The 12,370-nt window shown below is 44.8% G+C and carries 9 protein-coding genes; 1 reads left to right on the top strand and 8 read right to left on the bottom strand.

Annotated elements, in window-relative coordinates:
- Positions 1-30: 30 nt before the first annotated feature.
- The 6 genes from C1X04_RS17200 to C1X04_RS17225 form a co-directional block, all read right to left on the bottom strand.
- On the bottom strand, positions 31-771 hold the full coding sequence (locus C1X04_RS17200) for a 1-acyl-sn-glycerol-3-phosphate acyltransferase (protein ID WP_254682291.1): 741 nt from the start codon (positions 769-771) through the stop codon (positions 31-33).
- Between the two features lie 32 nt (positions 772-803).
- Complete coding sequence (locus C1X04_RS17205) at positions 804-1,910, bottom strand: 1-acyl-sn-glycerol-3-phosphate acyltransferase (RefSeq protein ID WP_110577390.1); 1,107 nt, start codon at positions 1,908-1,910, stop codon at positions 804-806.
- Between the two features lie 51 nt (positions 1,911-1,961).
- Entirely contained in the window at positions 1,962-4,883 is a 2,922-nt protein-coding gene (locus tag C1X04_RS17210) for an insulinase family protein (RefSeq protein WP_137170573.1), read from the bottom strand.
- Positions 4,884-5,035: 152 nt separating this feature from the next.
- Positions 5,036-5,617 carry a DNA endonuclease SmrA gene (smrA, locus tag C1X04_RS17215; RefSeq protein ID WP_137170574.1) on the bottom strand — a complete coding sequence of 194 codons (582 nt, stop codon included), beginning with the start codon at positions 5,615-5,617 and terminating at the stop codon, positions 5,036-5,038.
- A gap of 109 nt (positions 5,618-5,726) precedes the next feature.
- Positions 5,727-6,440, bottom strand: coding sequence for a single-stranded DNA-binding protein (ssb, locus tag C1X04_RS17220; protein WP_110577387.1), 714 nt, complete (start codon positions 6,438-6,440; stop codon positions 5,727-5,729).
- A gap of 36 nt (positions 6,441-6,476) precedes the next feature.
- Positions 6,477-7,835: an MFS transporter gene (locus C1X04_RS17225; protein ID WP_137170575.1), complete on the bottom strand. Its 1,359-nt coding sequence runs from the start codon at positions 7,833-7,835 to the stop codon at positions 6,477-6,479.
- 156 nt (positions 7,836-7,991) lie between these two features.
- On the opposite strand from C1X04_RS17225, the gene uvrA reads away from it, so the two are divergent.
- On the top strand, positions 7,992-10,814 hold the full coding sequence (gene uvrA, locus C1X04_RS17230) for an excinuclease ABC subunit UvrA (RefSeq protein ID WP_110577385.1): 2,823 nt from the start codon (positions 7,992-7,994) through the stop codon (positions 10,812-10,814).
- A gap of 131 nt (positions 10,815-10,945) precedes the next feature.
- Here uvrA and rplQ read toward each other — a convergent pair whose 3' ends face one another.
- Both rplQ and rpoA read right to left on the bottom strand, forming a co-directional pair.
- On the bottom strand, positions 10,946-11,323 hold the full coding sequence (gene rplQ / locus C1X04_RS17235) for a 50S ribosomal protein L17 (RefSeq protein WP_110577384.1): 378 nt from the start codon (positions 11,321-11,323) through the stop codon (positions 10,946-10,948).
- A 42-nt stretch (positions 11,324-11,365) separates the two neighbouring features.
- Positions 11,366-12,370 carry a DNA-directed RNA polymerase subunit alpha gene (gene rpoA, locus C1X04_RS17240; protein ID WP_110577383.1) on the bottom strand — a complete coding sequence of 335 codons (1,005 nt, stop codon included), beginning with the start codon at positions 12,368-12,370 and terminating at the stop codon, positions 11,366-11,368.

A 12,370-nucleotide genomic window follows, 5' to 3' on the forward strand; every position in this document is an offset into this window, starting at 1 on the left:
TGATGCGGCTTTTTTATGACGTCTATTCGGCTAATACAAAAAATCATTTCCGCGTGGAAGCTTCGCCATTTCAGCTCTCATCCACACATCCATCTCATCATGCAACGCAGACGTTTTCTTCCCTTCAGATTCAATAATAGGACCAATAACCACTCGAATGGAACCTGGATACTTACGCCACTTCTTTCCAGGCCAAGTGTAACCAGCATTATGCACAACCGGAAGAATTGGCACGCCGGCAGAAGTAGCAAGCATAGCCGCTCCTTTATTAAATGCCTGCTCTTTATTTGGTGCAATACGCGTTCCTTCCGGAAAAATCAGCACAGAGCGACCATCATCTAAACGCTCTTTACCCTGACTGATAATTTGCTTCAACGCATTAGTGCGTTGAGAACGATCAATGGCAATGGGCTGAACCATACGCAACCCCCAACCAAAGAAAGGCACGGATAAAAGCTCTTTTTTCAAAACCGTTGATACGGGAGCCATTAGCACTTGCAGCACATAGGTTTCCCATTCACTTTGATGGTTCGCCACCAGCACAACAGGACGATCTTTATTAATGTTCTCTAGACCAATAATCTCGACTTTCACACCGCAAAAAATCCGAAAAACAAACAACAGACCTTTGTTATGCAGATTCAATACTGGCTGGCGGTAATTCTTTGGCAACAAAATCGTTGCCAAAGGCGCAAGCACACCAAATAGAACGGTGGACATCATGTAATAAATGGCAAATATTGTTGAGCCGATCCAAGACCTTACCGACACGCATGCACTCATTGACAGCTTACTCCCTATGTTTATTTATTCAGATATCTTTGCTGTTGCTTCAATGGATTTGCATACATTGCTAACACAGTCTCTCTTAGGTTCTCAGGGCAACGCTCAAGGTAACTCTTGAATGCACTGTCTGTTGTGGGTAAGCCTTGCTGTAACGCCAACGCGGCCTCATTTGAAGACTGAATCGCGTAATTAGTAATAATCTGACGATCCACCTCGGCAACAAACTCTTCAGGCGTTTCAAAGCCATCTTTTATAACATCGCCAAAAGTGACGACTACTTTGCCTTTTTGCCCGACAATGCCGTTTTTGATACTATCGATATCTTCAAATTCTGCCTTTTCGTAATTCCCAGTAGTGGATTTCTGATGCAATTCACGCGCTTTATCAAACGCACATGGGTCATATTCATAAGCAATCGATACTGGAACCACCTTCAGATTTGCCATCGCTTCAGGGAAAGGCACTTTCTCTTTTTTCTGCCCCATGAAAAACATTTTTATGATCGCAGGGTCCGTTTGGTCCAAGCCATCTTTGGCGCGCCCTTCTTTTTGAGCAATCCAAATATTGGCCTGATCTTTCATTAACGACTCAGTGATATAAGCAGACAGCTGGCCAAACGCCGCCATCATTTCTCGGATACCATTCGCAGAACGCTTCACGATGAAGCTTTTATTTAGACGCATGAGATCGGACACAAAAGGACGACGCAATAAGTTATCACCTATAGCAATACGCACTGTGTCCAAACCTGCTAAGTAAAGACCATAATTGACAAAAGCCGGATCCATAGCAATGTCTCTGTGGTTCGATAAGAACAAATAGCCTACGCCTTTCTCTAGTTTTTCAATACCTCGATACTCGACATTCGTTGTTGTCGTTTTGATCATGCGCTCCATATAGCTTGCAACGCGCATTTGGAATTCATGAACATTTGAGATATTGGCAATTTGACGCTTTAAAGCCAATTTAACAGCAAAGGCCAAAGGCGCCTTCAAAAACTTAGGCCATTGCGCAAAGCGAAAACCAATAATTGTATTAATAAAATCTGGAGTGTTAACCAGATTATTCAACACCTCGGCGACCTCATCGTCGTTGTAGGGGCGTATATCGTGAAACTGATCCATTTAATTTTCCGTCAGTAAAAACTGCTTTATATTTTTGTTATTAAATTATTTTTAAAGGGTTTGGATATCAAACCCTAACGCTTCGAGTTCCGCACGTTTTGATGTGGACGTTACTACCGCGACACTTTCATTTTCTTTAATCAAATATTTCTTGGCAACTTGCTGTAGCTGCTCAACCGTGACCGCCAAGACCTTGGCTCGGAACGCTTCTCTGTAAGCCAAACTGCGGCCATGCAATTGCACATAGAAGTCGCTTTGCGCTTCTCCCGCAGGCGAACTAGGCTTGTCCATGGAACCAATCACACCTAAAATCGCCTCTTCAAGCGCATCTTCTGTGTGCTCTTCATTTATCATCCATTCAATAGAGGCATCAAAATCTGACAAGGTTTCAGTCAAACGTGGATCACGGTATGAATAGAAGCGGAACGACCCTGTACTTCCATCAAACGTTGCGCCACCGCCATAAGCACCACCCTGCTCTCGAATCACTCGATGCAAAAAACCGTTACGCAAGAAGCCACCCAATACAGTCAGTGCTGCAACATCAGGATGCTCTCCAAACACCGTGCGGAACGCCTTACTACAGAAGTTCACTTGCGTCGATGTCAACCAAGCGACATTTACTTTAGAGTCTACTGGGGCTATTGAGAATGCTGTCTGCCCATTCCCCATAGGTAGATCAGCAAAAACAGCCTGCACTTCGCTCAAGACATTCGCTTCATGCTGTGGCTCTGCAACCAGTAAAAGCTGTTTCTTCGCTTGCAACAACTTAGTATGCAAACGCTTGAAAATCGCCAAAACATTTTCAACAGTGCTGCTGTCGGCTTTCATCGCATCATCTAGCGCAATCGCCGAACGAATACCAGACATGCCGCTCCACTTCTCTTGCTGCGCAGCTAAGCCAGAAATACCACTGGACGCTGCCGCCATCGCCAATGAATGACCTTGGCCCGTAATAGACTGTTCGCGACGAGCACGACGTTGAGCCACCAGCTCTTTCACTCGGCTTGCCTCATCAAAGCGCACATTAAGTATAGTATCTTTCAACAAATCACTCATCGCCTTAACATTGGGAACCAAGGCTTTCGATGACAAGATGAAGTAACCGTTCAAGTCCTGACGGTCTTTGATGGTGGCGCGAATCGAATTAGAAGCGCCTAAACCGCCACACACTTGAGCTTGACGCTCTTGAACAGCAAGATAATCGTCTTCTCCAATCCCCAGTTCTGTCATCATTGAAGAGAACAAAGGCAAATATTCCGTTTCTTCTTCGTCCAATTCAGGCAGATCAATCACTAATTGCTGGTAAACCAAGCCGTTTGTCCCTTGAGGGTAAAAGGTGATAGGTAAATCCCCCTCCACCTTCTCATTTTCGTATTCAGGCAAGCGCGCAGGCACATCTTCTAGACCTACTTTTGGCAGAATACTCATGTCATCAACCTGTGACTGACGTGCTTTTAAGGCCGCACTGCGGTCAATAATTTGTTGTTTATCAGCATCAGACAAAGCCGCTTTAATTTGGCTAAGGCGATCTTTCTCTGCCTGATTTCGACGCGCTTCTAAAGCATCATCAGGGCTTAATGTGATCGTGACTCGGTGTGCATTATTCAGCAGCAAGTGTTTGATTAAATTCGGGATGTACTGTGGATCTTGCACTTTCTCTCGCATCGCAGTGATAACAGGGTCAAGATCAAGCTGCGCAATCACATCACCAGCATGAACCGCAGTCGACAAACCTGCCAGAATCAATTGCAAACCATATGGATAGCTACCACCACCGATTTCCCGCTGGCTGAGTTCCAATTGGTGCAGCATGGCATCAACCATATCTTGTGGGATACCAGTCTCTGCAATGGACTCCAGTGTCGATAAGACCAAAGCTTCTACTTTTGGCGCATCTTCGCGTTTTACACCTTCCAACCCACACATAAAGCTCATTTCTTTGTTGCTGTCTTCAAGACCACACAAAGGCGATGGCGCACGACCAAGCTCGCTATTTTCTAATACGCGCATCAAAGGCGACGCACTGTTATCTAGCAAGACGCTAGACAAAAGTTGCGCTTCGAACTGCTGATTTAGATCGGTGCTTTCGCCCAACAGCCAACCAACAACCACGTGGCTGCCGTCTTCTTTCACTTCATCGGCAGCGTAACCTTCTTCCACTCGTACAGGAGAGAAATAACGCTTCACATTCGGCACACTGACTTGCTCGTCTAAACGCTCAAAGCGGCTCAATACCTTTTCTTCGAACTCAGCTTGTAGTGTTTGCGCTGGAATATCACCAAATGTCATGAAGACTGCATTCGAAGGATGGTAGTGCTTGCGATAAAACGCCAACAAATCTTGGTAAGATAAATCCGGGATATCAGATGGCTCACCACCAGAGTTGAAATGGTAAGTATTATTCGGGAATAAGTATTTGGTTAGCGTTTGCCACAAGACGGATGTGGTGGAACTCATCGCGCCTTTCATTTCATTAAACACAACGCCTTTGAACGTCAATTCAGACTCTGCATTATCGGGTTCAGCAAATTCTAAACGGTGACCTTCCTGAGAAAAATCCAATTCATCTAAGCGGGAAAAAAACACCGCATCCAGATACACACCCAACAGGTTATGGAAGTCTTTTTTATTCTTACTGGCAAACGGATAAGCCGTCCAATCAGAAGAAGTAAAAGCATTCATGAAGGTATTCAATGAACGTCGAATCATCATAAAGAATGGATCGCGAACCGGAAAACGCTCAGAGCCACACAACACCGTGTGCTCAAGAATATGTGCGACGCCGCAAGAATCTGTTGGTACGGTTTTTAGACCAACTAGAAATACGTTTTCGTCATTCTCAGACGCGATGTGAAAATGTTTAGCTCCCGTAACTGTGTGCTCAAACTCTTGAACGGTAACGTTCAGAGCATCGATAAACTCACTGCGAAGAAACGTAAATGCAGGATGGTGCGCGGTGCTATTTGCCATTCTCTACCTCGATAGAATCAGAATACGATAATTACATTATTTTAGGGCAGCTTGGATAAACTCAAGACAGCAAAGTGGCGGGATTATAGCAAAAATATGGCATTTACTGCACGAACTAACGTAGGCCGCCCTTTGTAAAACGAAATAAGACCTTAGCGTTTTTGATGTTTTTCCCAGTCATCTAGACGTGCTTTTTCCGTCTTTTTAAAAAGTACATACACCGCCCCCAAACCTCCGTGGTGACGTTGTGCACTATGAAACGCCATCACAGCATCAAGCTCTTGCAACCACTTGTTAATATGGCTTTTAATCATGGCACGACCATCAGGATCTGGCGTACGATCTCCTTTCCCATGCACAATAATCGCAACACGAATATCATTGCGCATACAGTCATCTACAAACTGAAACACCTGCTCTCGTGCCTGAGCAACGGTATGTCGATGCAAATCTAAGCGCGCCTCAATACCGTATTTTCCTTGCCTAAGACGCTTGAACACCCCGTCTTGCACACCAGAACGCTTATATTCAAGCACATCATTGGGCTCAACTCGTTCAACATAGTCTTGCGACAAATGATTCCTGTCCGCCTCTTTAGCGATCAACGCTGCCTTTTGGCGAGCGGAGAAGTCGACCTGAGGGCCTTTCTTACCCAGATACACTTCGCTTTTTTTAAGTGGCTTAATACCCGCCACTTCTTGCGCGAACAAAGACGTTTCATCTTCGTCGTTCACAACTTATACCCTCTTTGATTTAACCATCATATTTAGCACACCACTATAGAGCAATAAAGGCCCCTGAAAGGAGCCTTTATCACTTTAATGGTGGTAAAACATTCCTGTTTTAGAATGGAATATCATCATCAAAGTCATCAAAGTTTGGCGCTTGTTGTGGCTTTGGCTGTTGCGCTGGTTGCTGTGGCGCGCGCTGCTGTGGTGCTGGTTGAGCAGGCGCCTGCTGTGGCGCATTGCCCCAGCTACCAAAAGACTGTGGCGCTGCTTGCTGAGGGGCCGCTTGTTGCGGCGCGGCTTGCTGTGGCGCTTGACCGTATCCACCTTGCGGCTGATTGAATCCGCCTGGCGCAGCAGGTTGCTGAGCTGGCGCTTGATTGTAGCCACCTTGTTGTGGCGCAGATTGCTGTGGCGCTTGGCCATAGCCGCCGCCCTGCATAGAATCGTAACCACCTTGCTGCTGTTGGCCGGCATTATCACCACGACCATCTAGCAATTGCATTTCATTCGCTATGATTTCAGTCGTATAACGTTTGATGCCATCTTTTTCCCACTCGCGGGTACGCAAAGAGCCTTCTACATAGACTTTAGAACCTTTTTTGATGAAGTCGCCAGCAATTTGACCAAGACGAAAATTACCACGATCCATAAAAGACACTCGGTGCCATTCTGTACGTTCTTGCATTTGCCCTGTTTGCTTGTCACGCCAGCTTTCTGTTGTTGCTAAGTTAACATTAGCAACGGCTGCACCTGAAGGCATAAAACGCACTTCAGCATCATTGCCTGCGTTACCGATTAAGATGACTTTGTTAATTCCACGTGCCATGAGGCTTTTCTCCAACTAAAAGATAAATAGGTGTTATTAAAGATGAACCTGAGGTGCTATTCGCCTCAACGCATCTTTGTCTAATAATTTTTTATCGACTTTCAGATAAGCCGTTTGCTCATCTTTAAAAATTTGCATGCCTTCCACTCCTTGGATTTCCGCAAGTTGATCCGCTAACTTTGCTATTTCTTCATTATTCATATTAGGTAAGCTAAACGCCAAACCACTCAATTGACGAGGCGCTGGCTGAGTCAAACAAACGAGAGACCAAGCCAAAAATACAACACCCACTACCCAAAAAACACCATCATTAGAATGGTGTTGTAACAACCAGCCGCCACCAATACCGCCTAGAAACGACCCCATAAATTGGTGAGTAGAAAACACACCCATGGCCGTTCCACGATAACCTACTGGAGCCAGTTTACTCACTAGGGATGGTAAAATCGCTTCTAGTGAATTAAAACCAACAAAATAGACGCACAGTAAGACTGAAAAAGCCCACAAATAAGGCGTCCATTGCAACGCTATTGCACTTACCCCTAACAAAATGAATACAGCGATTAAGACGCCTTTCATTTTGCCTTTTGATTCGCCAATAATCACTAATGGTAGCATACCAACAAAGGCAAAACCCATGATCGCCAAGTATAACAAACTGTGTTCAGATAAGGGTAAACCAAACTGCTCAATTAATAAGTTGGGCACCGTCACAAACATCGCCGTCAAGCTTGCATGCAGCAACAAGACACTCACATTAAGAAAGCGCAGCTTGGAATCTTTTAATACCAAACCCAAAGCGGTAAGACTTGGTGTCGTATCACGTCGAAAAGTATGTTGGACGATATTCGGCACAGCAAAAAGGATCAAGAGTATGCCCAGTAAAGATAGTGCAAAAGACAAATAAAACAGGCCAGAAAGGCCTATCAGAGCAAATAACCATGGCCCTAAAACCAAGGACAACATAAAAGACGCGCCAATACTCACACCGACCAGCGCCATAGCCTTAGTGCGGTTTTGCTCTCTTGTTACATCACTCAATAGGGCCATCAAAGTACTCGCAATAGCCCCTGCCCCTTGCACTGCTCGCCCAACAATTAAGGTCGTAATGTCATGGGCATTGGCGCAAATCAAGCTCCCTACAGCAAACAACAAAAGACCAATTACGATGACGCGCTTACGGCCGATTTTGTCGGACCACATGCCCATCGGAATTTGTAAACTGGCTTGCGTGAGGCCATAAATACCAATGGCGGTTCCTATCAGAGCGGCGTCGGCTCCGTCCAGTCCATCAGCTGCAACGCTGATAACGGGCATAATCAGGAACAGGCCTAACATTCTGAATAAATAGATCAGCGCTAAAGCAGAAACAGAGCGGCGTTCAAGTAGATCCATAAAGAGGTTTTAACCGTTTAACTTTGAAGGTTAGGAAAAAAGATGTCAATTTTACAAAAAATACCGTTGAAGCTCCATTTCAACTACTGTAAAAATAGACAGTTATTTAATTTACTGGCAGATTTCTTCTGTTGATCGACTTCACATTGGAGACACATGGATACCATTACCATACGCGGGGCCCGCACTCACAATTTAAAAAATGTGGACCTAGACATCCCAAGAGACAAACTTGTGGTGATTACTGGCCTATCCGGCTCAGGTAAATCCTCCCTCGCGTTCGATACTCTATACGCTGAAGGACAACGTCGCTATGTAGAATCACTTTCAACGTACGCTAGACAGTTTTTGTCCATGATGGAAAAACCAGACATAGACCACATTGAAGGTCTCTCTCCTGCCATCTCTATCGAACAAAAGTCCACTTCTCATAACCCACGATCAACAGTGGGTACAATAACAGAAATCTACGATTACCTACGATTGTTATTTGCTCGAGCAGGTCAGCCTCGCTGCCCCGATCATGGTGAGCCATTAGAGGCGCAAACCATATCACAAATGGTTGATAAAGTTATATCGCTGCCTGAAGAATCTAAAATGATGCTACTTGCTCCCATCATTAAGGATCGCAAAGGTGAGCACTTACACACCATTAGCGACTTGCTATCTAAAGGTTTTATTCGTGCACGAATCGATGGCATTGTTGTCGATTTGGACGATGCACCAATATTAGAAAAAAATAAGAAACATACCATCGAAGTTGTCATTGACCGTTTTAAGGTGCGTTCTGACCTACAACTTCGTTTGGCTGAGTCATTTGAAACTTGCCTAGGCTTATCCGATGGTATCGCCAAAGTCATCAACATGGATGACGAAAAAGAAGAATATATTTTTTCTAGTAAATTCGCCTGCCCTGTTTGCGGATACAGCTTAACCGAACTAGAACCTCGGCTATTTTCTTTTAATAACCCGAATGGCGCCTGCCAAACCTGTGATGGTTTAGGCACTCATCAAATGTTTGATCCAGATCGAATTATTCAAGATGAGACACTGACTCTTGCTGAAGGTGCCATACGCGGCTGGGGTAGACGCAGCATTTTTTACTACCAACAACTCAACGCCTTAGCAAAACACTATGGCTTTGACATTGAAGCCAAATACAAAGATATCCCGAACGAATTCAAGAAGCGCATTCTGCAAGGATCAGGCAAAGACAAAATAGACTTCATCTATATAAATGAACGCGGCGACAAGATGACACGGTCCCATGCGTTTGAAGGCGTTATCCCTAACCTACAGCGCCGCTACCATGAAACCGAATCTGATAGCGTACGTGATGACCTTTCACAGTACATCAGCATTCAGCCTTGCCCTGATTGCCATGGCTCACGACTAAACCGATCTGCACGGAATGTCTTTATTGCCAACGAGACTCTACCAGAAGTAGTCACCTACCCAATCATAGATTGCTTGAAGTATTTCGAGACACTTGAACTGCCAGGAGCCAGAGGCGAAATCGCTTCAAAGATTCTAAAAGAAATCCGCGATCGATTAACCTTCCTAGTCAATGTTGGACTTGAATATCTGACACTTGATCGCAAAGCCGACTCTTTGTCAGGCGGTGAAGCACAGCGTATTCGCCTAGCCAGCCAAATTGGCGCAGGTTTAGTTGGTGTAATGTACATTCTTGATGAACCATCAATCGGCTTACATCAGCGTGACAATGAACGCTTAATAGCCACGCTAACTCGCTTACGTGACCTAGGCAACACAGTCATTGTGGTTGAACACGATGAAGATGCGATCCGCGTAGCTGATTTTGTTGTTGATATTGGGCCTGGTGCAGGCGTTCACGGAGGTCAAATTATTGCCAGTGGAACGCCTCAAGATATTATGAATTGTCCGGAATCAGTAACCGGGCAGTTTTTAACCGGAAAACGTAAAATTGACATCCCAGCTATACGCCATCAAGCTAAAGATAAACAATTTCTTAAACTGATTGGCGCGACAGGAAACAACCTAAATACGGTTGATCTAAGTATTCCTGTTGGCGTTATGACTTGCATTACTGGTGTTTCGGGTTCGGGCAAATCAACTCTAATTAATGGCACTTTGTATCCACTTGCGGCGACAGCTCTGAACGGTGCAACCACATTAAAAGCGGCACCACACGAACGTATAGAAGGTTTAGATTTATTCGATAAATGTGTCGACATCGATCAAAGCCCAATAGGTCGAACGCCAAGATCAAACCCTGCGACATACACTGGGATCTTCACGCCAATGAGAGAATTATTCTCGGCCACTCAAGAATCCCGTTCTCGAGGTTATAAGCCTGGTCGATTTAGCTTTAACGTCAAAGGTGGTCGCTGCGAAGCTTGCCAAGGCGATGGCGTAATCAAGGTTGAAATGCACTTCTTACCCGACATCTATGTGCCATGTGATACCTGTAAAGGTAAGCGCTACAATCGTGAAACGTTAGAAATAAATTACAAGGGTAAGAATATTCACGAATGCCTAGAAATGACTATTGAGGATGCGCGAGAATTTTTTGATCCTGTACCCTCTATTGCCAGAAAGCTGCAAACATTAATGGATGTTGGCTTAGGCTATATACGCCTTGGGCAAGCTGCAACAACACTTTCAGGTGGTGAAGCACAACGTGTCAAACTGGCAAAAGAACTGTCTAAACGTGACACAGGTACCACTCTGTACATTTTGGACGAACCAACAACGGGTCTACACTTTGCTGATATTGAGCAGCTACTGAAAGTTCTTCATCGACTAAGAGACCATGGCAACACCGTCGTGGTCATCGAACATAACCTAGACGTTATAAAGACAGCTGATTGGATTGTCGACTTAGGCCCAGAAGGCGGTAGTGGTGGAGGCTATATCATCGCCGAAGGGACACCTGAAGAAATTAGTAAGGCAGATAAATCACATACCGGACGATTTCTTAAAGACATGCTTAAATAGCCGGTTTAGATAGAAACAAAAAAACACCTGTAGAGGCCAGCTTTACAGGTGTTTTTTTATAACTGCCTTTTCATTTATTTTTCGCAAAAAAAAGCCGAGCTATTAGCTCGGCTTTTTATTACAAACTGATATTACTCAGCAGCTTCTGCAACTGGACGATCGACCAATTCAACATAAGCCATAGGTGCGTTGTCACCTGCACGGAAGCCACATTTTAGAATGCGAACATAACCGCCAGGACGAGCTTGGTAACGAGGACCAAGTTCAGAGAACAATTTACCTACTGCATCTTTGCTACGAGTACGAGCAAAGGCAAGGCGACGATTCGCAACAGAATCAACTTTCGCCAATGTGATTAACGGCTCAGCAACACGACGCAATTCTTTCGCTTTCGGCAACGTAGTTTTAATAACTTCGTGTTCGAACAAAGAAGCTGCCATGTTTTTAAACATCGCTTTACGATGTGAGCTAGTACGGTTTAAGTGACGTCCACTCTTACGATGACGCATTTTACATTCCTTACCAAACTACGGTGGTCAGGGAACAATGACCTAGCGAGCTAGAACTTTGCTATCGTCTTTCAAACTAGCTGGTGGCCAGTTTTCTAGACGCATTCCCAAAGACAAACCACGCTGTGCTAAAACATCTTTGATTTCAGTTAACGACTTCTTACCTAGGTTAGGCGTCTTAAGAAGCTCAACCTCAGTACGTTGAATCAAATCACCGATGTAATAAATGTTCTCTGCTTTTAAACAGTTAGCACTGCGAACGGTCAATTCAAGATCATCAACCGGGCGTAGCAAAATTGGATCAATCTCATCCTCTTCTTCTACAACTGGTGCTTCACTCTCGCTTTCAAGGGCGACGAATACAGCAATTTGTTGTTGTAGAATAGTCGCTGCGCGACGTATTGCTTCTTCAGGATCGATCGTACCATTGGATTCGATGTCAATGACAAGTTTATCCAAATCTGTACGCTGCTCTACACGAGCATTATCGACACTGTAAGCCACACGACGAACAGGGCTGAATGAGGCATCCAGTTGCAAGCGACCAATTGGACGAGTCTCATCGTCGCCAGCAACACGAGCATCAGCAGGCTCATAACCACGACCACGAGCGACTTTGATCTGCATAGTTAACTCAGCAGTATCATCTAAGTGCGCAATAACATGATCTGGGTTAGCGATCTCTGCATCAGCAACCAACTGGATATCACCAGCTGTTACGATACCAGGACCTTTTTTACTTAAAGTAAGAGTTGCCTCATCTTGCCCGTGTAGAGCGATCGCAACTCCTTTCAGGTTAAGAAGAATTTCAATTACATCTTCTTTAACCCCTTCGATTGCGCTGTATTCGTGTAATACACCGTCGATTTCAACTTCAACAATCGCACAACCTGGCATTGAAGATAGAAGAATGCGGCGTAACGCGTTACCCAAAGTGTGACCAAAACCACGTTCTAGCGGTTGCAGTGTCACTTTAGCACGAGTTTTGCCTAGTTCCTGTACTTCAATGTTGCGTGGGGTTAACAATTCGCTCACTGAACGCTGCAT

Origin of the sequence: Marinomonas sp. FW-1 (assembly GCF_005222245.1) — a bacterium.
In the GTDB taxonomy this organism is placed as follows: domain Bacteria; phylum Pseudomonadota; class Gammaproteobacteria; order Pseudomonadales; family Marinomonadaceae; genus Marinomonas; species Marinomonas alcarazii.

Excerpts from the sequence above, each read along its gene's own strand:
- C1X04_RS17205 (WP_110577390.1), bottom strand. The coding sequence starts at position 1,910 with ATGGATCAGTTTCACGATATACGCCCCTACAACGACGATGAGGTCGCC.
- C1X04_RS17210 (WP_137170573.1), bottom strand. The coding sequence starts at position 4,883 with ATGGCAAATAGCACCGCGCACCATCCTGCATTTACGTTTCTTCGCAGT.
- ssb (WP_110577387.1), bottom strand. The coding sequence starts at position 6,440 with ATGGCACGTGGAATTAACAAAGTCATCTTAATCGGTAACGCAGGCAAT.
- C1X04_RS17225 (WP_137170575.1), bottom strand. The coding sequence starts at position 7,835 with ATGGATCTACTTGAACGCCGCTCTGTTTCTGCTTTAGCGCTGATCTAT.
- uvrA (WP_110577385.1), top strand. The coding sequence starts at position 7,992 with ATGGATACCATTACCATACGCGGGGCCCGCACTCACAATTTAAAAAAT.
- rplQ (WP_110577384.1), bottom strand. The coding sequence starts at position 11,323 with ATGCGTCATCGTAAGAGTGGACGTCACTTAAACCGTACTAGCTCACAT.
- rpoA (WP_110577383.1), bottom strand. The coding sequence starts at position 12,370 with ATGCAGCGTTCAGTGAGCGAATTGTTAACCCCACGCAACATTGAAGTA.